We start from the raw sequence: 24,550 nt of genomic DNA on the forward strand, positions 1-24,550 counted from the left end.
GCTACGAACGCGGGAAGTTAGAAAGCTTGGATTGGCGATCGCTCTCCCTGTTATGCTTTGTCCTCAAGCCGATCGATCCTGTGACAAATCAACCCCTGGAACCGACAAACGCCCTTTACATCGCCGGAGAACACCCGCCGTACAACGACGCGAAGCTTTACGACTAGATTACGGCTCGCCCTTTTGCTTCGCCAGTAAAGCTTTAGCTTGCTGCCACAAAGCCTCTAACTCGAATGGCGGATAATCCGACAAAGGCCGATCGCACGCAGCCTCAACTTTAGCAAACCGCTGCACGAAGCGATCGTTCGTCCCCTGCAAAGCAGCCGACGCATCTAAATCGTACCAGCGAGCCAATTGCACCAACACAAACATAATATCTCCCAATTCCGACTGCTGCGCGGCCTTATCCTCGTGTTTGAGAGCCTGTTCAAATTCCCCCATTTCCTCGTGAAACTTATCCCAAACGCCGTCTACACTGTCCCAATCAAAACTCACCTCCGCAGCTTTTTGAGAGATTTTTGCAGCGGCGGCGATTGGTGGCAAAGTGCTGGCATAACGGCTCATTTTCGAGGCTAAAGTTGGTGGCTTTTCGGAAGTTATGCCTTTTTCTGCTGCTTTGATTTTTTCCCAGTTTTCGTTAACTTCATCCACACTGTTAATTTCCGCATCCCCGAAGACGTGGGGATGGCGCCGGATCAGTTTTTCGGTAATCCCCGCCGCGATTTCGGCGATGGTAAATTGATGGGATTCGCTGGCAATTTGTGCTTGCAAAATTACCTGTAACAGCAAGTCGCCCAATTCTTCGACGATCGCACTTTTATCTCCTTTGCGAATCGCGTCGGCGGTTTCATAGGCTTCTTCGATGATGTGAGGAATCAGAGTTTGCGGAGTTTGGGCTAAATCCCAAGGACATCCGCCGTCGGGCGATCGCAATGAGGCCACAACTTCTATTAAGTTTTCCAGTGCTGCGAGCGATCGACTGTGGGAATTAGACATTAAAATTCACCTATTAGATTTGCTAGACGTGCGGCGGGGAGCTTTGCTTTTCGGCCTCTTAATTGTCTTAGGAGGGTGCAACCCGCTCAATCCTTTCTTTTTGAACTGTTTGTAAGCAGAACCGCCCCAATCGCTGAGATAGTGGCTCATCGCGCCCAATTCCAGACCGATGTAGATGGCTATAAATTCGATATAGTGTTCCAGGACCGATCGAGCGTAACCCAAAACCGCTTCCTGCCAATTTCCGGCTAAATTGCCAATTTTTTCGGCAACTGTCAATGCCAACACTCCGAAAACCGCGATCCAGGTAGCGAGGTACAAGATTCGCAAAGCCGTGCCGATCAGAGGCCCGTGGGACAAAAAAGAGCGGTGGCGCAGGCTTTTTTGGTACGGGAGCCAAATAAATTTGAACCATCCCCAGCGCTGATACTGACAGGAGTAGATATCTAAATCAGGGCCAAACATCAGTCCGCCGACTAAGAAGCTGCCGGAAACGAGCAAAGTCAGGTTGCTGCTTTGAGTATGACCAAACGTGACGCCTGCCACCAAGGGCAAACTCCACAGGGTTATGCGATCGTGCGTGCGGCCAGAGGGCATTGAAAGTTTATGATTTTTTTAGTTGATCTTTCTGGGATACTGTGATATCATAAATCCCTGTAAGCGCAATTGGGCGATTAGCTCAGTGGTAGAGCGCCTGCTTTACACGCAGGATGCCGTAGGTTCAAATCCTACATCGCCCATACCAAAGTCAATTTCCGACTTACCAGCGGAACTAGAAACCCGGTTTCTTTAGAGATTATCTTGGCTAAAGCCAAGCTCGAAGAAACCGGGTTTCTCTGTGGAAGTCACGCGCACAGGGGCAGAAATCCGGTTGCTTCGTAGGTGTCTCGCTGTCGAGCTCAATATCGATCGCGCCCAAGTCGGTTTGTTTCGCAAGCGCGTCCTAATTTGCGATCGACTAAATTTAACATTTTGTGGCGGATGTCCCACAAGTAGGCCCCCAATGCTGGAAAATTAATCTATTGATTTTCCTTTTTAACATCGTGTATATGAAGCCTAAGATAACTAGCCCGATCGCCTGGAAACAAGCTGAACTTCTCATGCAGCCGGCCATGATCCGAGTGCTCGACAACATCCGCAAACAACTAGAAAAGTCAGTCTGGACAGGAAGTTATCAAGAAGTGCAGGTTCCCATTCCCGGCTATCAACTAATTCTAGAGCATCAAGGCGAACAAAGATCCGTCGATATTTGGGAACTTTGCTATCGAGTCTGCTTTGTCAACTACCAGCCAGCCCACACTCCAATGCAAAGCCAGGAAGTCGTAATTGACACTCTTTTGATTGACGAGGACACTGGCGATGTAGACTGGAATCGTCTTGATGCCAAAGCCAGTCAATTAATACAAGAAATCTTCGCTAATTTGAGTCAGTTGACAGTTGACCTGTGACAGTTGACAGTTGTCAGTTGACCTGTGACAGTTGTCAGTTGACCTGTGACAGCTTGTCAGTCATCAGTCAGCAGTCATCAGTCATCAGTCATAAACTAAGGTAGCACTTACGCAAAACATCTATATGTAGGGTGCGCCACAAGCACTCCCGGCGTGTCAACAAACAGGTCAAATGTAGTATCAGTCTACTGTTTGACGATTAGCGCCCCTTATCCCCCTCGCATACCCCCTACTCCCCCTTCTTAAGCGGGACGCAATAACGCTCTTGTCCCCCCCGAATCGTTGCGGGGGTTAGGGGGGATCTAGACTTGGGGATAAACGAGATTTATTAAGGCTTTTAGTCTTAAGTTGACACAATGCAGCGCGCACCTTACCACTGTAAAGATCGATGATTCAATACACGGTCAAATATTAAATCTCAAATCCTATGCTAATTCAAGAATTGCACGACATTCAAGCCGCCGCCGGTGCTACTTTTGCAGAGTTGACAACCACAGAAACAGTCGCTATCAGTTTTGGTAACGACGGCGACGCCATCGCAGCAACTAAACAAGGTGCGGCTTTGTACGATCGCACTCACTGGGGACGCATTCAAATCTCAGGGAGCGATCGACTGCGGTTCCTCCACAATCAAAGTACCAATAACTTTAACATACTCAAACCCGGTCAAGGTTGCGACACCGTGTTCGTCACATCTACAGCTAGGACGATCGACCTAGCCACCGCTTACGCTACAGAAGATGCTGTAATACTGCTAGTTTCAGCCAACCGCCGCCACCAATTGCTCGAATTGCTCGATCGCTACATTTTTCCAATGGATCGCGTAGAATTAACAGATTTAACCGATACAACAGTTGCTTTCAGCCTCCTCGGCCCGTCCAGCACTCAACTATTAGAAAAACTCGGAGTTACCGAACTTGAAAATCAACCTTACGCTGCTCACAAATTGATAAAAAACCCCCCTCTTTCCCCCCCTGACGATGAAGGGGGGGTTCGAGTTGCGGTTGGTAGCGGTTTAGCAACTCCCGGATACACCTTAATTGCCTCAGCCAGCGATGCAGCCAACTTGTGGCATGAATTAGTCAAAGCTGGGGCCGTACCGATGGGCGATCGAGTTTGGGAACAACTGCGCATCGAACAAGGACGCCCCGCACCAGATTGTGAACTCACAGACGATTACAACCCCCTAGAAGCCCGTCTTTTACACACGATTACCTACGACAAAGGCTGCTACATCGGCCAAGAAACAATTGCCCGGTTGAACACCTACCAAGGAGTCAAACAGCAACTTTGGGGCGTCCAGTTGAGCGGTGCGGTTGAACCCGGAACAGCAGTCACAATCAAAGAAGAAAAAGTCGGCAAACTCACCAGTTTTACAGAAACCGAATCCGGCTTTTTTGGTCTTGCTTACATCCGCACCAAAGCAGGCGGCGAAAAACTGAAAGTGCAGGTAGGAGAAGTGTCAGGGGAAGTAGTAAATGTACCTTTCTTGAGTTCCTAGTTGCGCTCGGTCGCCTGTTGCGCCGCAGCGCCCAAAACTTTTTTGTTGAGGTTGATTTGGGAACCGGGCTAACACCATAAATTGGCCCCAAGTCCTATCTTTAGATAGATTGGCCAACCAACAACAGCAATTATTCTGTATTACAGTCGTTACAGAAAAAACAGAGTTTTTCAATGAAAAAGTTTACCTCGCGTTTAGTTACAATTTGCCTGCGACTAGGAATAATCTTTGCTGTAGCTACAGCGCTCCTGTTTAGCTCCGAATTGGAATTGTCGGGCAACAAAGTGCAAGCGATCGCTACACCTTTAACCCCTGAAGCTAAATCTTACGAAATTGCCCTTCCCGATCGGCAGCCAACAAGCGATATAGAGAAGGATGCCAAGGGTGTACTTGGCAATATCACAGAAAAGCTGAATCTCGACCAACCCATTGCCCCCAGTACCAAAAGATTTATAAAATCGGTAAAAAATAACGTGGGGGAAGCAGTTACGCCGGCACGGGAAGCAGTAGAAAAAGCTACAGAGCGAGGTAGCAGCGATCGAGCCAACTAATTCAATCTCAACATCATCCAGCACTTTTGCTTCCATTTCAAACAAATCCCGCAGGGTGCGCTTGACATTGGGAAACACGAAATACTCCGTCAGTTTCTCGATGCGATAATTAAACGTTTTGTAGGGGTGTTTGAAGTACAGTTCCACATTCCCTCGGTGTTCCCACAATCCCAGCAAGTTGACGGCAACATCTGAGTAATGCGCTCTCACATCCCGCTGCACTTCGGCTATCCGTTCCTCAATTAGTCGAGTCGTCATTCCAATTTTATAGAAGCTGTTGCCGTCAGCTTTGACCTCAACAAAGTAGAGCGAGTTCACTCTTGATGCGCCTCAATTGTGCGCCGTAAATATTCAAGTGGGCCAAGCGTTCGTCTCTCGCAAGATAACTCTTCCGCGCGGGCAACATCTACGGAGCGATCTAAGGAATGAGAATTAAATAATACCATTTTTCTAAAATCGTGCAACACTCTTCGACCCCCCCTAGCCCCCCCGCTGTATTGCGGGGGGAACAAGAATACTGTTGCATTCTTTTTTAAAATTGGTATAACTTCCACTCTTGAAAGTGGGACGCCCATTCCACAATAACAATTAAAATTGTAAGTTATTTAATTCGCGATCCTAACTTAACTAACAGGGAATTGAAAGCCCCTGCTTATGCTCTGTCAGGAATCAGGGGTAGTAACTGTATCAGCTATCAGCTACAGACAGGAATTTTCAAAGCAAGCGTTGTTTTTTGACGCTTCTACAACACCAAACTCTAGCTTAAATGCTTGTAGTGAAGTCTACACTTGATTGTTGTTATACCAATTTTAAAAAAGAATGCAACAGTATTCTTGTTCCCCCCGCAATACAGCGGGGGGGCTAGGGGGGGTCGAAGAGTGTTGCACGATTTTAGAAAAATGGTATTATAAATACCTCTAAAGAATTGTTTGTAGATTCTCCTTAAGACGGAGGATAGCAGCGACCAAGGTAAATAACATACAAAGTGTACAGAGTTATTGGGGAATCTCAAGGTCGAATTAAAAAGCAGTCTATTTGCGCCTTATAGGACAGAGATTCGACTTACGCACTTGCCCAAGCTCAACAAAGTGGCAGTATGTGGCGTATTCTTTTGCCTTACTTCAGGTTAATGACTGCTTGATATTTGATACTTAATTAATTAAGTTTACCAGAAAGAATTGGTTGAAAGCGCAAAGCTTTTTCGGGAGAAATTAAAATCCGACTATTCATTACTCCAATCCTCTTCTTTCCAGGTAGAAGTTGCCCCCCGTGCGGTCAACCCCCCGTGCGGTCAACTGTCACAGGTCAACTGAACTGATTTCTTCTTTCTCTGTTCAACCTGTCAGATCCTAATTACCCTGTGGCTAAACCTTTCCTTGTAGATGCCACAGAGTAAGCCTAAAATTTTGCCACTTTAAGATATTTGTCCTGCTTGTAGGTCATGGGCTATACCCAGACTGACCTGCTCTTTTTTACCCGATTATCCACTTATCTAAGAACTCTAATGGTTAACTTACTCAGACCGCCCAGTGTTTCAAGTTCTCGCCTCGGTACTGTAACTGGTTTGTGGAGACAAGAATCTCCTTACGACAGGAGGGCGCTTAAGACTGGTATCGTCCATTTCGGACCGGGTCGTTTTTTTCGGGGCCACCTCGCCTACATAATACATAACTATCTTGCACAGAAGGATTCCCAAGAGCAGAGATGGGGGATTTGTGGGGTTAGCCTGAAGAGTCAACAGACCATTACTAGGTTGAAACCGCAGAGATTCCTTTACACTTTGACCAAACATTCTAGTTGCGCTCAAAATCGTGAGGAAGCGGAAGTTATAGGTTCTATCAGGGAAATTGTCGATGGTAGAGAGAAGTGCGAGTATGTGCTTGAAAAGATGGCGTCTCCCTCTGTGCATCTGGTGACTCTGACAATTACTCAAGGAGGCTACCATCTAGACAAGAATTTTAATCTCGACACAGCGAATGAAGACATCGCGCACGATCGGCAAAATCCTTCGACTCCAACAACTGCAATTGGCTTTATCGTAGAGGCGCTACGCCGGCGGCGCGATCGCTCAATGACCCCCTTCACCACCCTTTCTTGCGACAACCTGCCCAGAAACGGAGATATCCTGCGAAAAGCAGTGCTAGCTTACGCTGACTCGATCGATCCTCAACTTGCAGAATACATCAGGGATAACGCGACGTTCCCTAATACGGTTGTAGACAGGATTGTGCCTGGGGAGCAAGAATCCGACTATAACTACCCCAACCGACTGTTGCAAGTTCGCGATCGCGATCCCATTGTAACCGAACCATTTTGGCAGTTTGTCGTGGAAGACAACTTCACAGGCGATCGACCGGGGTGGGAAGATGTGGGGGTGATTGTGACGCGCGACATCACTCCCTTCCTGTATATGAAGTCGAGATTCTTGAATGCAGTACACTCGTTCATAGCCTGTTTAGCTGTAAGAGCAGGTATAGAGTATATGCACGAGGCGATCGCGCGACCGGAATTCCAGTTGTTTGCTCGGCTTCTCATGGACGATATCGCAGCAGCAACACCCGTACCTCGCCATATGTGCGAACAATATATAGAACAGGTGTTACTAAGGCTCAGTAACGAGGATCTTCCCGATACTACTGAGAGAATCTCTTCCGAAACAGCGAGGAAAGTAGGCAAGTATATATTTCCGATACTTCAGGATGCTTACAGCCGAAAAGTGAGCATGAAGCGGATTGTACTTCCCGTTGCGGCGTGGCTGCTTGCAGTCAGAGAGGGGGCGAGCGAGTCGGGCGCGCCCTATCATGCCAAGGATACCCAAAGCGCAATTACAGCGATTCAAGAAGGCGCGGTAATTAGCGGGATTCTGGGATTGGAGAATTGCGAACACACAGAGATCGTAGATAATGAATGCCACCAAGCTTTGCGAGATATCCAGACCCACGGACTATTGACTGCGCTTAAAAATTACAGTGAGGGAGGTCTTTTGAATGAAACCGTTTCAGCATGAAAAGGTGGTGCTTTTCGATCATGACGGAACTGTCGTTGATAGTGAAATCATCGCACTTGAGAGCGCGTGGAGGCTGACAAATGAAGTGGCGATCGAGTTCCCTGGCGCTCAACACTATGAGCTTGAGGACTTTGTTAAAAGCTTCGCCGGGAAACCTTACAGGGAAATACTCAAGAAGATCTACGCAGATTCATCAACCACTCTTAATGAGCGCGATATCGATCGGTTAGTGACTGAAGAAGAAAACAGAGCAATTGAACAATTGAAAGTAAAGGCAAAAGCGACGGTCGGAACGCCTCAAGTGCTGTCTTACTTGCGCGATGACGGATTTGAATATGCACTTGTAAGTAACAGCAGCTTACAGCGGCTGAGTGCTTGCCTTGGTGCAGCGGCCTTGACCGACTATTTCCCCAGCGATCGGATATTTAGCGCTCACGACTCTCTCCCCGTTCCGCGGCCCAAGCCGCTTCCTGACATCTACTTATATACCGCGAAGTGTCTGGACGCTGAAGTTTCCGGTTGCGTGGCAGTTGAAGATTCTATCAGTGGGGTAAAAGCTGCCGTTGCCGCTGGAATTGGGCAGATTATCGGTTATGTAGGGGGAACTCATATCAGCGAGGCTGAACGAAAAAGCCGTGCAGATGCTCTTGAGTCGGCTGGTGCCGAGCAAGTTATCGAGCGGATCGACGATCTTATCGGGATATTATGAACAGCAATACCAACACAGGCTCAACAATCAAGCTGAATGAAGCATCCCTGTCTCGTTTACCTGGCAATGTGCGCGTACCCAAGTACGATCGCCATCAAATCAGTAATGGAATTGTGCATATTGGGGTTGGTGGATTTCATCGATCGCACCAAGCGCTTTATCTCGATGATTATTTCCATCAGAATCCTGGTAGTGATTGGGGAATCTGTGGTGTTGGATTGCTTGACAATGAATATGACAGGCGAATGCGGGATGCGCTGCTGTCCCAAGATTGTTTGTATACCTTAGTTGAGCGATCGCTAGAAGGCGATCGCGCTCGAATCATTGGCTCAATCGCTCGATACCTGTTTGCACCAGACAATCGTCAAGCAGTCATCGAAGCATTAGCAGATCCCAAATGCCGAATTGTTACCCTAACGATCACTGAAAGCGGCTACTACTACATTGAAGGAAGTGGCAATTTCGATGTAAACCACCCGACGATGCAGCACGATTTGCAACATCCTGACCAACCAATTGGGACATACGGTTTTTTGACAGCCGCACTCTCCAAGCGGCGCAAACAGGGGTTGGCACCCTTTACAGTCTTGTCCTGCGACAATATCCAGGGCAACGGCAACATGGTGCGGAAAATGCTAACAACATTTGCCGAAATGCGCGATCCAGAGTTAGGACGTTGGATTGCTGAACACGTTGCGTTTCCCAACTGCATGGTCGATCGCATTACTCCGCTGACAACGCCACAAGATATCAAAATGGTGGCCCAACAGTTTGGTATTGATGATGCGTTTCCATGCGTCGCGGAGCCTTTCATCCAGTGGGTAATCGAAGATACCTTTTGTGCAGGCAGACCCGATTGGGAATCCGTTGGCGTACAGATGACTAACGATGTTCTTCCCTACGAGATGATGAAAATTCGGCTGCTCAACGCCAGTCATATGCTGATTGGCTATCTCGGTTCTCTGGCAGGTTATACCTACGTTTATGAAGTCATGGCAGACCCCTTGTTTGAGCAAGCAGTCGCTAAGTTGATGGACGAGGTGACACCCACGCTCCAACCCGTTCCTGGGATTGATTTAGACGATTATAAAAAGACTTTAATTGAACGGTTTTCTAATCCTAAAATTCGCGATCTGCTTCCGCGCCTGTGCCTGAATGGCTCGGCCAAAATTCCTAAGTTTGTTTTAGGGTCGATCCGCGATCGATTACAACTTGGAGGTGCGATCGATTACCTAAGTTTGACGATCGCTGCTTGGTGTCACTATCTCAATGGTTATGACGACCAGAACCGTCCTATCCCCATTGATGACCCATTAGCAGACATCCTCACTCAACAAGCCCGATCGGGTAAAACAGATCCCACACCATTACTCAGCATATTTGAGATTTTTGGAGATTTAGTACAGTCGCCACGTTTCGTCGAGACTGTTGCTGACAAGTTGAGCAGTTTGCATGAGTTTGGTGCTAAAGGAACGCTAGCCCGATTTTCGTAGGTACCATCTGCATCCGTATTGCCTCTGGCCGAAGCATCTATCTTAAGGTGGATTCTCCTGAGGTAGTAACTCAGGTTGAATGGAGAAGACCGTGTATGCATACGGATGACTCTTCATGAAGCGCGACGGCACAGGTAAGTTTGTTAGCAATTGGAACTGTGAGACGAAACAACGAGTTAGCGTATCTCTGACTAATACAGCATGGCGATCGCTCGATCGAGAGGCGAGGAGGCGAGGAATTTCTCGCTCTGAAGTCATTGAACGCTTGGCCCGCACTCTCGAAGGCGAACAGTTGCTCGCTGCCCAAGAAACTGAGGGCAAGGTGGCAACGATTATTGAAAGCATTACGGATGCTTTTGTCGCCTTCGATCGCGATTGGCGCTACACTTACGTGAATCAAGCAGCGGCTAAAATCCTGCACAAAACGCCAGAAGAGTTGTTGGGAAAGCACGTTTGGAATGAGGTTTTTCCTGAGTTGGTCGGTGGAATTGCCGATCGGCAACTACATCGGGCAGTGACGGAACAAGTTCCTGTTTCCTGGGAAGAATTTGGGGAACCTATCCAGTGTTGGATAGAGGCGAATGCCTATCCCTCTACAACAGGGGTAGCCGTTTATTTTCGAGATGTGAGCGATCGCAAGCAAGCGGAGGCAGAACGAGAACGGTTGTTGCACGAACTTGAAATTGAACGCGCCCGATTTGAAGCGGTTTTGCGACAAATGCCTGCGGGAGTAATGATTGCCGATGCGGTATCCAGTAAGTTAGTTCTGGCCAACGAACAAGCTAAGCAGATTGTTGGGTATGGCTACGAACAATCGCTCGAGCTTAACGAATATAATACCGTCGTTTCATACATTCCACTTCGTTCTAATGGTCAGCCCTATGCCCATGAAGATATGCCCTTAGCGCGATCGCTAAAAACAGGTGAGGTCGTTACCAACGAAGAGATGGAAATTCAGCGAGATGATGGTAGCCGCATTTTCATTAACGTCAACTCAGCACCGATTTTAGATAACCAGGGGCAGATTGTTGCAGCCGTTGTTATCTTCCAAGATGTGACGGATTACAAACAGGTTGAACAGGCATTACGAGAGAGCGATGAACGCCTGCAATTAGCACTGACGGCGGCTCAAACGGTTGTCTGGGATATGAATTTAAAAACCAATCGGGTGTTGTGTTCTGCTAATGCTCTCTTAGTTTGGGGTGTTCAAGAAGGTACAGCAGAAGAATTTTTTGCGCTCATTCATCCAGACGATCGACAACGGGCGATCCAAGCGACCCAAGGGGCAAATTCGGTCGAACAGTCCTACAGGCAGGAGTATCGGGTAATTAGTCCAGACGGCGTTGTGCGCTGGATCAACAGTCAGGGACGAGTTTATCTGGATGAAACCGGACGGGGAGTTCGTATGATTGGCGTTTCGGTTGACATCACCCAACGCAAACAGATCGAAGCAGAGCGCGATCGCCTTTTAAAACGAGAACAAACTGCCCGACACTCAGCAGAAACCGAACGCAAGCGGTTGTATGAAATTTTGATGCAATTGCCTGCGATGATTGGCATTGTTAAAGGTGCCGATCTTGTCTATGAATTTGCCAATCCAAGTTATTTACAAGTGGTTGGGCGCACTCCAGACACGATCGGAAAATCAATGCGGGAGGTTTTCCCGGAGCTAGAGGGGCAAATTTACTTTGATGTCATTGAGGGCGTTTACCGGACGGGAGAAACGTTCATTCGGAATGAGTCGCCTGCTTACTGGGATCGGAACGGCGATGGTGTGTTAGAAGAGGGATTTTTCAACTGCGTCTGTCCGGCTTGGCGGGATGCTGAGGGAACCATTCAGGGCGTGTTGATTTATAACATGGAAGTGACAGCCCAGGTACAGGCTCGGCGACAGATTGAGTCACTGCTGACAGAGCTACAGGAAAAAGAACGTCAGCAGCAGTTTTTGATTGAACTGAATGACGCGATTCGTGCCATTCAAGACTCGAAGGAAATTATGTGGCGAGTGGTTAGCTCCGCAGGAGAGCACTTTGGTGTCACTCGCTGTACCTACGGTGAAATTGATTCTACTCAGGAATATGTCATCGTCGATCGCGACTATTGCAATGGTGTAATCAGCGTGGTGGGTAGACATCACCTGGATTCGTTTGGCCCTGAAATCATTGCTGAATTAAAGCAGGGCAAAACTATCATCGTAAATGATGTTGATGCCGATCCTCGGACTGCCGGAGCGGGGGCTGCTGCCTTCGATGCAATCGAAACCAAGTCTCTTCTGTGTGTTCCCTTAGTCAAAGAAGGGCGATTTGTTGCATTGTTGGTGTTGCACCATATCTCTGTTCGCCACTGGACAAAGGAAGAGGTGGAACTGATGGAGCGAATTGCTCAAAAAACCTGGCTAGCCGTGGAGCGATCGCGAACAGAAGCGGAATTGCGAGAAAGTGAAGCTCACCTGCAACTCGCTCTGAAGGTTGGACGCATGGGAACCTGGGACTGGGACATACAGACCGATGCATTGCTTTGGTCAGAAGGACACTTCACCGTCCTGGATCTACAACCGAATGAGTGCGAACCCAGCTATGAGGTTTGGGCAAGTCGGGTTCATCCCGATGACCTAGCATCCGCCGATCTGAAATTTCAGCAAGCTATAGCTGAAAAGAAAGAGTATCACCATGAATATCGCCTGCGTTGGTCTGATGGCTCCATACACTGGGTTGAAGCGAGAGGACAGTTTACTTATGATGCTCAGGGAAATCCCAAGCACTCGATCGGCGTCGTCATAGATATCACAGAACGCAAGCAAGCGGAAGAGGCGTTGCGTCAAGCCCTACAAAAGCTCAACTTCCATGTTGAAAACTCTCCAATGGCAGTCGTTGAATGGGATCGAGATTTTCGAGTCCTTCGGTGGTCTGCTGGTGCAGAGCGCATTTTGGGCTGGAAAGCCGAAGAAATGCTGGGCAAATCTTTAACAGAGATACCTTTTGTCTTTGAGGAAGACCTGGAACCGGTTGCTGAAGTCTGCCAACGGCTGGTCTATGGTGAAGAACCCCATATTTTTTCATACAACCGCAATTACACGGAAGATCGCAACATTGTTCATTGCGAGTGGTATAACTCCAGTCTCAGGGACGAATCGGGACGGATGATTTCGGTGTTATCGCTGGTGCTGGATGTGACGGAGCGCAAGCAAGCAGAACAAGAACGAGAACAACTTTTAGAACGCGAGCGCATTGCAAGATCTGAAGCGGAAGCCGCACAGCGCCAACTGGAAACCATCTTTGAAACATCACCCATTGGGCTTGCTCTTTTAGATGAAAAGCAGCGATTTATTGCCATCAACGAAGCATTAGCAGAAATTAATGGATTAACCCGCGAGCAACACTTAGGCTATTCAATTCCAGAACTTTTTGGTCAGTTCGATCCCAAATTAGTCGAAGTCTTTCATCAGATTTACGCCACAGGCAATCCCTTCATTTCAACCAACTTTGCGGTGAATACTCCTGGACGCAGCGATCGCCATCCCGGTTACTACAATGTTTACTATCTTCCGACCGTTAACTCAAACGGTCAGGTAGAAGGCGTTCTAGTTTATGTGGTAGATGTGACGGAACGGGTGCATTTAGAACGTGCCCAACGTTTTCTCTCTGAGGCGAGTGCAGTGCTTGCATCCTCACTTGATTATCAAACGACTCTAGAGCGAGTCGCGCAGCTTACAGTACCGGAATTAGCCGACTGGTGTACGGTTCACATCGTTGAGGAAGATGGTTCGATCGAGCAGATTGCAGTGGCTCACATTGACCCTGCCAAGCTTTCATGGGCATATCAGATTAGAGACAAGTATCCTATGAAGCCGGATGACCCTCGCGGTGCTGCATACACATTGCGAACTGGGCAACCGGATTTTGTGCCGGAGATTCCGGATGAACTGTTAGTACAGGCAGCGCGTGACGCAGAGCATTTAGAGATTCTGCGGCAGGTTGGATTCAAATCTGTAATGACGGTGCCACTACGAACTCAGGCACGGATTATAGGAGTCATCTCCTTTATCTGTGCCGAATCTCAACGACAGTACACCTCGGCAGATTTGCAACTGGCAGAGGAATTGGCTCGTCGTGCTTCTTTGGCGATCGATAATGCTCAGTTGTACCGGGTGGCTCAACGCGATCGCGCCAAAGCCGAAGCCGCTAACCGGATTAAAGACGAATTTTTAGCGGTATTGTCCCACGAATTGCGATCGCCTCTCAATCCGATTCTGGGCTGGACAAAATTGCTACGAACTGGGCGACTAGATGCCACAAAAACCCAGCAAGCCCTGGAAACGATCGAACGCAATGCCAAGCTGCAAGCTCAATTAATTGAGGACTTGTTGGATGTCTCGCGCATTCTGCAAGGAAAAATGACGTTAAAGGTCGCGATCGTGAATTTAGCAGCAACGATTGAGGCTGCACTGGAAACGGTGCGACTGGCAGCCGAAGCTAAACACATTCAAATCCAGACTACATTCAATCCGATTTCAGGAACGGTTTCAGGCGATACAAATCGCCTCCAACAGGTAGTCTGGAACCTCCTCTCCAATGCCGTGAAGTTCACCCCAAGCGGAGGACGAATCGAGGTGCAACTAGAGCAGGTTGGCACCTATGCTCAGATTCAAGTCAAAGATACGGGAAGAGGCATCAGTCGAGACTTCTTACCCCATGTGTTTGACTACTTCCGTCAAGAAGATGGCACAACGACTCGACAATTTGGCGGATTGGGATTGGGACTGGCGATCGTCCGCCATTTTACCGAACTGCATGGAGGAACCGTTCAAGCAGACAGCCTAGGACAGAATTTAGGAGCTACATTTACTATCCACCTACCGTTAAACATTGTCGAGCCGGAACCCTCTTCTGATGACAGACACCCAGAAAGTGCGGCAGACTTAACAGGTATTCATGTCTTGGTTGTAGACGACGATCCAGATATGCGGGATTTGGCAGCATTCACCCTAATGCAGTCTGGCGCACAAGTTACGACAGCCGCTTCCTCTGCACAGGCGTTGACTCTCCTGAATCAATCTGTCCCGGATCTGCTGTTATGTGACATTGGGATGCCAGAGATGGATGGTTATGCCCTGATTCGGCAAATTAGAAAGCGGTCACCCCAACAGGGAGGCACGATTCCTGCGATCGCACTTACTGCCTATGCCGGAGAAATCAATCAGCAGCAAGCCTTAGCGGCCGGATTTGGGATGCATATCTCCAAGCCTGTCGAACCGGAGGAATTGGTAAAAGCAATCGCCCGTTTGCTGAAATACTGAATGATTTGAGGATTAGCTATCATGCTGCTTGGTATAGATTTAGGAACAGGCTCTGCTAAGGCATTGCTCCTAGCGACAGACGGAACCACTGCTTGTGAAGCATCAAGCTCTTATCCCGTTCATGCACCCCACCCTGGATGGGCTGAGTCGGAACCAGAAGATTGGTGGTTAGCGGTTGGCGAGGCTGTTAGGAAGGCTGTAGGAAATCATGCTGACCAAGTACAGGCGATCGCACTTTCAGGACAAATGCACGGTGTTGTCCTAGCTTCGGAGTCCGGTCAGCCCCTGCGTCCTGCTATCCTCTGGGCAGATACTCGCTCTAGTGCCACGCTTAACACTTATCATTCACTCGATGCCGCTATTCTAGAGCGCTTGGGCAACCCGATTACGGCTGGAATGGCGGGTCCAACTTTGTTGTGGCTGCGAGAACGCGAGGCTACTGTCTACACCGAAGCGCGTTGGGCACTCCAGCCAAAAGATTGGCTGCGGTTACGGATGACTGGAGAAGTCGCAACCGAACCATCTGATGCTAGCGGTACTTTGCTTTACGATGTTGTGTCGGACAACTGGGCTGGGGAAGCAATTGGGGCGCTGAATCTACGTGGTGATTGGTTACCAAAAATTATCCCCTCTAGTGCGATCGCTGGCTACCTAACAACTATTGCTTCAGAGCATCTTGGCTTAAGAGTTGGCTTACCCGTTATCGCTGGTGCTGCGGATACCGCAGCGGCAGCGCTTGGTAACGGACTACTAGAGCCTGGATTGGTTCAACTAACGATCGGCACAGGCGCTCAAATCATTACACCTCGATCGCAACCAATTATCGATCGTCACGGTCGTACACATCTCTATCGAACCGCCGTACCTAACCAGTGGTACGCCCTTGCAGCAATGCAAAATGCGGGGTTAGCGCTTGAGTGGGTGCGAGGTATCCTCGGCTTGAGCTGGCTGGAAGTCTATAGTAAAGCGTTTTCTGTTCCCCCAGGATGTGAAGGGTTGACATTTTTGCCCTACCTCACGGGTGAGCGAACTCCACACCTCGACCCCTATGTACGTGGGGCATGGGTGGGGCTTGGACTTCATCACACACAGGCGCACCTGATGCGGGCAGCTTTAGAGGGAGTTGCTTTTGCCTTGCGACAAGGTTTTGAGGCACTTGAAGCAACAGGTTTTAAAGCGACAGAACTGCGTTTAGCAGGCGGTGGAACGGCAGAAATGCCTTGGAAACAATTACTGACCGATGTATTGAGAATACCCCTCTATGCAACTACAGTTGCTGCTGCTTCCGCGCGTGGTGCTGCTCTATTAGCGGGTATCGGAATTGGCGTATACGCAGATGCTAATGACACGATCAAACTGGCAGCCACACCAACACTTGCTGCCACTCCCCAATCAGTTGATCCAATCCTAGAAGAGGCTTGGTTTCGATATCAATCCCTTTATCCACGACTTAAAAAAATGTGATAGGAGTTATGCCTAAAGGAGGAGGTACTAGAACCTATCCACAAATTACTCTTAAGCTAAGACTGTTTAACACCAGTAAAATAAAATAACTAAGCTTACTACAATAAGGGGTAGATATTACATGAACATATTAGCTGGAATTAAGTTACCAAAATCAGCCGAAAGCTCGGATGTATACATACGGTGTAATGAATCTGCATCTATAAACTACCAGGAAGATGACAAAAAAGTTGTTTTATCTCAGGGTGGTGTTGTCTCCTCAAATTCTTACTTTAATTCGTTTTACGAGAGATTTTATACTCAATATACAACTCTTAGCTCTATCTACTACTTGCTGAAACTTGAAGGCGATTTTAAAGTTTCTGTTTACCGAGAATTTGATGGACAAAAAACCAAAGAAATAATTTCTGAAGAGAGCTTTGAGAAATGTCAATTCTCTGACCCTGTAAAAATCTCACCAATAAATCTCCTTCAAGGCAAAAAAGCGGGCCGAATATATTTTGAAATAACCTGTTCTAGTGAACAGGGTGAATTTAAAGGGGCATGGATAGCAACCGATCAAAGTAAAACTAGAGAAGCATCATTGGGGATTGTCATTTGCACCTTTAAAAAAGAGGACTTCATACAAAATACATTAACTGCCATTTTTCAAGATGAATTGCTAGAAACCAAGGACTTTAAAGTATTCGTGGTTGATAATGGTAGAACTTTAGACAAAGCTGATTTCGGAAAGCCAAAACTGAGGCTAGTTCCTAATATAAATGCTGGTGGAAGCGGGGGCTTTACCAGAGGGTTGGTCGAAGCTTTAGAGGAAAAAAAATATTCTCATTTTTTGCTTATGGATGATGATATAGAGTTAGAAAGTGAATGTATTTATAAATTATTTCCTTTGTATGAATACGCCAATTCTGATTTTGCTGTAGCGGGTGGACTGCTAAATTTACAAAAAAAGCATATGTTGTATGAAGCAGGAGCATCGTACAACGCCTATTCTAAAACTAGAGGATTTGGGCCTGGGGCATTAATTGCTTTAAATTATAATATCGATTTACGAGATTCTAATTCTCTCAACAGGTTGCTCAAGGAAGAAGATGTAGACTATGGCGGATTTTGGTTTTTCTCTTTTTCTAAGGAACTTGTTGAACAAACTAAATTACCGCTGCCTTTCTTTATCAAAATAGATGATGTAGAGTTTGGTTTAAGAATAAAAGAGTTGGGCAATAACATTGTAGCTTTTCCATCAATGGCGGTGTGGCATCAACCAGCTTCTGCCAAAAATGTAAATTGGGAAAATTATTATTATATCCGCAATGATTTAATAGCTTATTCCATCCATTATTCTCCAGAATATATGGATGCAGTTGAGCATTTGACCAAAGTAATACTTCAGGCTTTAGCAAAATTTGATTATAATCATGTAGAGATGGTTGTAAAAGCTTTTGAAGACTATCTAAAAGGCCCAGATTTTATCAAAAACTGTGACCCAGAAACCTTTCACATGAGCATTGTAAAGCTTAGTAAAAGCTATAATAACCAAAATGAGGTAGATAAATTAGCTGGTACTAACCTTTTGACTAGGTGGTTTAAAGTTGCTGCTGAAGGTAGTAATGAATGGTCATCCATAAGTACACAATGGAAAAGTGCTTCAAAGGAAATGACATCTACTATATTTTGGCAGCAATACCTTGGGCTAAAGAACTAGAATTGAGAGCCTCCATTGGTTGATGGTTGACAGCTTCGACCGCCAGCAACTCAACGATTCACAATTGGCTTAGAGACGACAAGAGCAGCATTTAGAAAACCAGTTTTTTAGATGTTGAGGATTAATTAAATAAGCGTGCGAAGTGCGACCCGGATTTGGTATCCGATGGAAGCAACTTGAGTTAAATGATGACATAATCTTCGCCCAAAACAGCTTGACTGACCTGTGGTTCCGGCTCTACTGGGTCGCTGTAATGAGTTTCAATGTGTTTGATGAAACCTTCCCGATAAGCTTTGAGATGCGAGTTAAGTGCTTCGATATCCTGCTGTCCGGTCGCGAAACTGCTATCTCTTCTAAATTGACCCGATTCTTTAACAAAAGCCATGTCAACTTGCCACAAAGCCTGATCGGTCGGGCGATATGACAAATCAACAATATCGTAAGCTGCGAATCCTTGGGACTTCATAAAACTCATTACATCATACATCTGACCGAAAAAAGTAACTTCTACAATTACATATTCTGTCTGCTGCAAAATCTCAGTTGCTCCCGCTAAAACATCTAATTCTTTTCCATCTACATCAACCTTTATTAAATACGGGCCCGGCAAATTTCTTTCCCTGCATATTCGATCCAGCGTAATTGCTGGAATGTTTCTCAAATAAGGATTGCTGCTGTCAGTAACGGGATTTTCTGAAATCGAAGAGTGCAACATCCCGGGACTGACGCTGAGAGTTAAAACTCCCGATTCTTTGGCCGCCGCAGCAATAATGTATTCTGCACTTTTGAGCTTGCGGCAAATTTTGGCGAGATAAGGTTCATTTTCGGCGATGGGTTCAATGAGCAAATGTCGCGCATTGGGGAAAGTTTCGTAAAGGTTAAATGTTCCCAAGGCTGCACCGACATCTATCACAGTTTTCGGTTCAAAACCTAATTTTTTGGCCAGCACCAAGCTGCCTGTCATTGTGTTTCTGAGAATTCCTGTTTGTTGTTCGCTCATAAGTATTTCCTGCTTTTAATAAGGTCGATCGGATTTATCTTATATCCGGTAAAATAACCGTTATCAGGTTTGTAGTGAGGACTTCAGTCCTCATCCAAAGTATGAGGACTTGCATTCCGAACGCTCGACACCATTTTTATTACGGGCAATTAACGGGAGATTGCATATCCAGAAAACGGACACTCTTTGTTACCTATAAAAACTGGTGTCTCTGTACTGTTATTTCGCCGATTTCTGCGCCTTTTTTTGCGCTTATACAGTAGTTATTGTAGGGTGCGTCAGGTCAGAATACTACGATCGCAAACTAAGAATTTGCGCCCTGACGCACCCTACTGTTAGCTACTATTTTGCAGACTTCGGCGCCTTTTTTTCCGCTTCCACAGATTGCAAAGCTTCGTCGAGAATTGCCCGCGCTTCTTCAGCTTTACCCCTAGCTTCTCGATAGCGAACGTTAGCTTGAGCGAAGTTTTTGAGAACCTTAAAACCGTCTTTCAGACGACCAATTTCCTCGGCACTCACAGCCTCATCTGTAAACAAAATGTCGATCGCCTCCCGGATTTTTAGCGCTTCTTCCCGGGATTCCATGACTTTCAATTTTAGACTTGCCAAATTGCTCAAAACCTGCACGGCTTCAGTAATCGCGTCCTCGCCTTCAGACGCGGCATCTTCGATATCCTTAACTTCAACAAACTGCTTGGGCCCGAATCCTTCGGCGAGCTCTGTAGGCAATTTGCCTTCATCCATCAGCAGCATCAGCCGATCCATAGCTTCTTCGCGGGCTTTGACTGAATCTTTCCCTTTGACGGTTAAAATAATTTCGGGGCTTTGAGGAAGTGTATAGCGAACCATATTTTGACCACAAGTATGCGAAAACAATTCAATGATATTTTATCTTGATTCGATCGCCTGTTGCAGCTATCCATCCCCTCCCTTACCAGAAAGAATTGGTTTAAAGCCTCTCCCCTAAAGGCGAGAAATTAAAATCAGACTATTCATTACTTCAATCCTCTTCATTCTAGGTAGAGGTCGCCCTCCTTTCATCAACTGTCAACTGTCACAGGTCAACTGTCACAGGTCAACTGTCAACTGAATGAACAACCGCTTGCCAAAACTTGACACATATACACTCAAAAGGAACCCTCGACCATGAAAGATAAAATTCTTAACTTTATCAACTTGATTCTAGTAGCTGATGTGTTTTTCGTGTTGGCTATTTTTGGGTGGTTTGCGATCGCCGTAGCTGGGCGATCGACCGGGGTTAATCTCGGTTTCGATTTGTGGTACAGTCTTTGGCAGCCCGTATTTAATCCTGCCCTCGGTATTCTGATGGGCGGTGCAATTCTCAGCGGTATCATCAACCAAGTTTCTAAACGCCTCAATCCCAAGTAAAATTGATGTTGTATTTGAGACGGTGATTTGGGACGCTACGAAAGTTGGCTATCGAACTTGTAGGGTGCATCAGAGATGAGCTGCTCAATTAGGTCGATGAAGCTTGAAAATACATAAGTATGTCATTGCCAGTGAAACAAAGTGAAACGAAGCAATTACAAAGGTTATTATAGCTTTACCTTCTGTTACAGAGTAAAGTTTATTTGTAACTACTTACGTCGAAAATCAGGATTGGACGAATCGGGATCTAAAAATATCAACCATGTTCTGAGGAACAAAAGTCTGGCTAAATTATGGGAGAACAAAAATGTATCGGCATTCTCACCAGCGGGGGTGACTGTGCAGGCTTAAATGCAGTGATTCGAGCCGTTGTTTACCGCGCCACGGAAACTTACAATTGGAAAGTGATGGGCATTCGTCAAGCCACAAAAGGATTGATGAGTCGGCCTCCTGAAGCAATGGCCTTGAATGTTGAGAAAGTAGACTCCTGGCTGACCATTGGCGGTACGATGCTAGGGACTACAAATGAGGGCAACCCTTTTGCTTTCCCTATGTCTGATGGCAGTTTGCGCGATCGCTCTGATGACATTATCGAAGGCTATCACAAACTAGGTTTGGATGCCTTAATTGGCATTGGTGGCGATGGCAGTCTCGCCATTCTCAGGAAGATTGCACAACAAGGCAATTTGAATTTAGTTGCTATTCCTAAAACTATTGATAATGATGTCGGTATTACCGAGCGTTCTATCGGTTTTGATACTGCTGTCAATATTGCCACAGAAGCACTAGATCGCTTGCATTTTACTGCGGCAAGTCACAGCCGCGTGATGATTGTTGAAGTCATGGGACGGGACGCCGGACATATTGCGATCAGTGCCGGAATTGCTGGCGGTGCTGATATAATTCTGATTCCCGAAATTCCTTACAAAATTTCCGAAATCTGCGCGAAAATTCAAGAACGCCAACAACGCGGAAAAAACTACTGTTTAATTATAGTAGCGGAGGCTGTGCGCACAGAAGCAGGCGAGTTAGTAATGCACACAAATCGCTTAGGCCAAAGTCGATTAGGCGGAATAGGTCAGTATTTAGCTGATACAATTTCTGACTGTAGCGGTGCAGAAACTCGCGTCACAGTTTTGGGACACACTCAGCGCGGGGGAATGCCTTCTCCGCTAGAAAGATTAATTGCTTCGGCTTTTGGTGTCGCAGCAGTTGATTTAGTTGCCGAAGAGAAATATGACCGCATGGTATCTTGGCAACAGCGGGAAGTTGTGAGTGTTGCGCTGGAAGATGCGATTTCCAAATACAGACCTGTAGACTTCGACGGTACTCTGGTTAAAACGGCCCGCGGTTTGGGAATTTGCCTGGGAGATTAGTCAATTACCCGTCAGATTTATCAAAGATTTAGTCCTGGACGCACTTACAACAAGGTCACGGCCGCCAGTGCGTCCAAGACTAAGATTAACCGGGAAGCATTAGCGTTTCAACTATTTTTTAGTCAGTCCTGGACGCATCAGTACCAAAGAAACCGGGTTTTTTTCCTAATCTGTGACGAGGAGAGAAGATTTTCGTAAAAAACCCGGTTTCTGACTCCCCGTGCGTCCAGGACTGTTAGTGTAACGTGCAATCAGTTCCGATAGAGTATCAACTTGAATTTTCGATCGCACTCGGGACTACAAAATAACGCAACAACTGGAAAGGTGAGAAATTGACGCCATTTACTGCACAAATTAGAGTGCGCCATTACGAAATGGACGCCCTCGGTCACGTCAATAATGCAGTGTACCAGCATTATTTAGAACACGCTGCGATCGAACATTTAGAACATTTGGGATTTACGCTAGACCGCTACCGGGAATTGGGCGGCGTTTTTGTAATGCGGCGGATAGAAATTGATTATTTGCGATCGGCAGCCGCGGGCGATAGACTGGAGATATCGACTTGGATCGAACAGATGCGCGGGCCGCGGGCCGTCCGCCGCTACGAAATTCGCTCGAATGGGAGTGACGAAATCTTGTTAAAAGCAGAGGCGCTTTGGGTGTGGGTGGAACTTGTGACAATGCGACCGCGAGCAATTCCAACAGAGATAATTGATGTTTTTAAAGCGCAGTTTCAAGAATAATTAACCTCGAAAAAAATTAAATATTTTATACAAATATTTAATTAAAAAACCTCTGAGTTTGTAGGGAGGACTTCAGTCCTATTATCAACTTTTTGCAAAAGTGCAAAAAGTTGATAATACAGCAGGCCGCAAATCCCGCACCAAAAGTGGGATCGCCCGATCGCCAGTTTGGATGCCGCAGAGGTACGATGGAATATAGGGAGGGAGGCCAAGCCCGGTAAGGTTAAGCTTGGCAATAATACCCACAGGAAGGGAAAAATGACACTTAACTTGCGGCGACCGATTTTGATAGGCGGAATAGGACTTTCAGCAGCGCTGTGGCTGTTGGAAACTCTACAGCATTCGGGTTCAGAAATGGGCGAAACGGCACTCATCGGCTTGGCGGCTGCCGGTGCGGGGTATTGGTGGTGGCGCCAACAATCCCCCAAACTCGAACTCGCACTCCCGCAACCCCTGGCCGACAGGGAAGCAGCCGAAAAAGCGATCGCGCAGGCCGAAGCAGCAATTAAATTGCTCGCCTCAGAAGCCAAAAACTCGCTAAATCCGGCTCATCTAACAGCAAAGCTCGATCGGCTCAAAGCCGAATTAGACAGACAAGATTTGCGGATTACCGTAACTGGCGGCAAAGCTGTCGGCAAAACTGCCTTAATTAAAGTTTTAAACTCTAATTGGGCATCTCAACAGCCGCAAAAGCTGATTTTCTCAGAAACAGCACCGCTGTTTGCCAATACAACAAATGTTGATGCCAAAATCGGCGGCGATTTAGTGCTGTTTGTAACAGCGGGCGACATCACGGATTCCGAATTTCAAACATTATCTCAGCTAGCGTCCGCAGGTCAGCGCGTGCTGCTAGTCTGGAACAAACTCGACCAATATTTGCCAGCGCAGCAGTCGCAAATTTTGCAGCAGTTGCACCAAAGAATGCAGGGAATATTGGGGACAGAAGATATAATTGCGATCGCAGCTTCTCCCAATTCGATTAAAGTGCGGCAGCATCAAGCGGACGGCACTGTTCAAGAACGGATCGAAAATCAAGTTTCTCAACTCGAACCGCTGGCAGAAAGATTCACTCAAATCTTAACTCAAGAACGGCAACAGTTGGTCTGGGCGAGTGCAGTGCGCGAGGCTGCAAGTATCAAATTAGAGGCAAAAACCTTATTAAATGGCGTCAGGCGCGATCGGGCAATTCCCATTATCGAACAATATCAGTACATCGCCGCCGCCGCCGTGTTTGCTAATCCGGTTCCCGCCTTAGACTTGCTAGCAACAACCGCCATCAGCACCCAACTGGTAATCGACCTCGGTGCTATCTACAAGCAACAGTTTTCCTTAGACCAAGCTAAGACAGTAGCGGCAACTTTGGCAAGCCAAATGTTCAAACTGGGATTAGTAGAACTGTCTACCCAAACTATTACTGGACTGCTGAAAAGCAATGCTGTTACCTATGCAGCAGGAGGCGCGGTGCAGGGAATTAGTGCCGCCTATTTTACGAGAATAGCCGGACTGAGTTTGATTGAATATTTCCAAAGTCAAGAACTGGAAAATGCTGCTAAAGGCATTTTCAATCTTACTGAATTGACTAAAACTTTGCAAGCAGTATTTATGCAAAATCAGCAAGTTTCCTTCTTGCAATCTTTCGTCAACGAAGTGGCGAGTCGTCTCTCGCCTCAGACATCTGGGCCCCAGGCTGTTAAGTCGGCGGCAAATTAGAAGCATCTGGACGCAGGGGTGGTCAGAAACCTTGTCTGTTGGACGATTAGGCCTAGATCCCCCCTAACCCCCCTTAATAAGGGGGGAACTGGAAGTCATCATCAAAGTGGGTCTTTTTAAGGGGGATTTAGGGGGATCGGGCCTCGGCTACAGACGAAATTT

At 46.9% G+C, this 24,550-nt stretch carries 18 protein-coding genes and 1 tRNA gene; 14 read left to right on the plus strand and 5 right to left on the minus strand.

Going from position 1 to position 24,550, the window contains the following annotated elements:
• Nucleotides 1-26: 26 nt before the first annotated feature.
• The gene (locus QUB63_RS08225) at nucleotides 27-167 is read left to right on the plus strand and encodes a hypothetical protein (RefSeq protein WP_332944381.1); all 141 of its coding nucleotides are present in this window, start codon (nucleotides 27-29) and stop codon (nucleotides 165-167) included.
• Nucleotide 168: 1 nt separating this feature from the next.
• On the opposite strand, the gene mazG is transcribed toward QUB63_RS08225, so the two are convergent.
• Nucleotides 169-996, minus strand: coding sequence for a nucleoside triphosphate pyrophosphohydrolase (gene mazG / locus QUB63_RS08230; protein ID WP_332944383.1), 828 nt, complete (start codon nucleotides 994-996; stop codon nucleotides 169-171).
• A gap of 6 nt (nucleotides 997-1,002) precedes the next feature.
• Nucleotides 1,003-1,593: a metal-binding protein gene (locus QUB63_RS08235; protein ID WP_332944385.1), complete on the minus strand. Its 591-nt coding sequence runs from the start codon at nucleotides 1,591-1,593 to the stop codon at nucleotides 1,003-1,005.
• Nucleotides 1,594-1,664: 71 nt separating this feature from the next.
• On the opposite strand from QUB63_RS08235, the gene QUB63_RS08240 reads away from it, so the two are divergent.
• From QUB63_RS08240 to ygfZ, 3 genes are all read left to right on the plus strand, one after another.
• Nucleotides 1,665-1,736: transfer RNA gene (locus QUB63_RS08240), tRNA-Val, on the plus strand.
• A 309-nt stretch (nucleotides 1,737-2,045) separates the two neighbouring features.
• Nucleotides 2,046-2,444, plus strand: a complete 399-nt coding sequence (locus tag QUB63_RS08245; RefSeq protein ID WP_332944387.1) for a hypothetical protein — start codon at nucleotides 2,046-2,048, stop codon at nucleotides 2,442-2,444.
• A 427-nt stretch (nucleotides 2,445-2,871) separates the two neighbouring features.
• Entirely contained in the window at nucleotides 2,872-3,945 is a 1,074-nt protein-coding gene (gene ygfZ / locus QUB63_RS08250; protein ID WP_332944388.1) for a CAF17-like 4Fe-4S cluster assembly/insertion protein YgfZ, read from the plus strand.
• A 305-nt stretch (nucleotides 3,946-4,250) separates the two neighbouring features.
• Here ygfZ and QUB63_RS08255 read toward each other — a convergent pair whose 3' ends face one another.
• Complete coding sequence (locus QUB63_RS08255) at nucleotides 4,251-4,814, minus strand: GIY-YIG nuclease family protein (protein WP_332944389.1); 564 nt, start codon at nucleotides 4,812-4,814, stop codon at nucleotides 4,251-4,253.
• A 1,186-nt stretch (nucleotides 4,815-6,000) separates the two neighbouring features.
• Between QUB63_RS08255 and QUB63_RS08260 the strand changes: the two genes are divergently transcribed.
• From QUB63_RS08260 to QUB63_RS08285, 6 genes are all read left to right on the plus strand, one after another.
• The gene (locus QUB63_RS08260) at nucleotides 6,001-7,503 is read left to right on the plus strand and encodes a mannitol dehydrogenase family protein (protein ID WP_332944390.1); all 1,503 of its coding nucleotides are present in this window, start codon (nucleotides 6,001-6,003) and stop codon (nucleotides 7,501-7,503) included.
• Nucleotides 7,484-8,212, plus strand: a complete 729-nt coding sequence (locus QUB63_RS08265; protein WP_332944391.1) for an HAD family hydrolase — start codon at nucleotides 7,484-7,486, stop codon at nucleotides 8,210-8,212. The genes QUB63_RS08260 and QUB63_RS08265 overlap by 20 nt, the downstream gene beginning before the upstream one ends.
• A complete protein-coding gene (locus QUB63_RS08270) occupies nucleotides 8,209-9,705 on the plus strand; it encodes a mannitol dehydrogenase family protein (RefSeq protein ID WP_332944393.1) in 1,497 nt (498 codons plus the stop codon). The genes QUB63_RS08265 and QUB63_RS08270 overlap by 4 nt, the downstream gene beginning before the upstream one ends.
• A gap of 115 nt (nucleotides 9,706-9,820) precedes the next feature.
• Entirely contained in the window at nucleotides 9,821-15,001 is a 5,181-nt protein-coding gene (locus tag QUB63_RS08275; RefSeq protein WP_332944394.1) for a PAS domain S-box protein, read from the plus strand.
• Nucleotides 15,002-15,022: 21 nt separating this feature from the next.
• Nucleotides 15,023-16,465 (plus strand): xylulokinase, encoded by a 1,443-nt coding sequence (xylB, locus tag QUB63_RS08280; RefSeq protein ID WP_332944395.1) that lies wholly within the window; start codon nucleotides 15,023-15,025, stop codon nucleotides 16,463-16,465.
• A gap of 121 nt (nucleotides 16,466-16,586) precedes the next feature.
• A complete protein-coding gene (locus QUB63_RS08285) occupies nucleotides 16,587-18,167 on the plus strand; it encodes a glycosyltransferase (protein WP_332944396.1) in 1,581 nt (526 codons plus the stop codon).
• Nucleotides 18,168-18,348: 181 nt separating this feature from the next.
• Here QUB63_RS08285 and QUB63_RS08290 read toward each other — a convergent pair whose 3' ends face one another.
• Both QUB63_RS08290 and QUB63_RS08295 read right to left on the minus strand, forming a co-directional pair.
• Nucleotides 18,349-19,167 carry an FkbM family methyltransferase gene (locus QUB63_RS08290; protein WP_332944397.1) on the minus strand — a complete coding sequence of 273 codons (819 nt, stop codon included), beginning with the start codon at nucleotides 19,165-19,167 and terminating at the stop codon, nucleotides 18,349-18,351.
• Nucleotides 19,168-19,509: 342 nt separating this feature from the next.
• Nucleotides 19,510-20,016 (minus strand): hypothetical protein, encoded by a 507-nt coding sequence (locus QUB63_RS08295; RefSeq protein WP_332944398.1) that lies wholly within the window; start codon nucleotides 20,014-20,016, stop codon nucleotides 19,510-19,512.
• A 297-nt stretch (nucleotides 20,017-20,313) separates the two neighbouring features.
• Here QUB63_RS08295 and QUB63_RS08300 point away from each other — a divergent pair, with 297 nt between their 5' ends.
• The 4 genes from QUB63_RS08300 to QUB63_RS08315 all read left to right on the plus strand — a co-directional run bounded on the left by QUB63_RS08300 (nucleotide 20,314) and on the right by QUB63_RS08315 (nucleotide 24,388).
• Complete coding sequence (locus QUB63_RS08300) at nucleotides 20,314-20,556, plus strand: hypothetical protein (protein ID WP_293258669.1); 243 nt, start codon at nucleotides 20,314-20,316, stop codon at nucleotides 20,554-20,556.
• Nucleotides 20,557-20,849: 293 nt separating this feature from the next.
• Entirely contained in the window at nucleotides 20,850-21,932 is a 1,083-nt protein-coding gene (locus QUB63_RS08305; protein ID WP_332944401.1) for an ATP-dependent 6-phosphofructokinase, read from the plus strand.
• A 332-nt stretch (nucleotides 21,933-22,264) separates the two neighbouring features.
• Nucleotides 22,265-22,678: an acyl-CoA thioesterase gene (locus QUB63_RS08310; protein ID WP_332944402.1), complete on the plus strand. Its 414-nt coding sequence runs from the start codon at nucleotides 22,265-22,267 to the stop codon at nucleotides 22,676-22,678.
• 258 nt (nucleotides 22,679-22,936) lie between these two features.
• Nucleotides 22,937-24,388 (plus strand): YcjF family protein, encoded by a 1,452-nt coding sequence (locus QUB63_RS08315; protein ID WP_332944404.1) that lies wholly within the window; start codon nucleotides 22,937-22,939, stop codon nucleotides 24,386-24,388.
• The last annotated feature ends 162 nt before the right edge of the window (nucleotides 24,389-24,550 follow it).

It is taken from the genome of Microcoleus sp. ARI1-B5 (genome assembly GCF_036705795.1).
In the GTDB taxonomy this organism is placed as follows: domain Bacteria; phylum Cyanobacteriota; class Cyanobacteriia; order Cyanobacteriales; family Microcoleaceae; genus Microcoleus.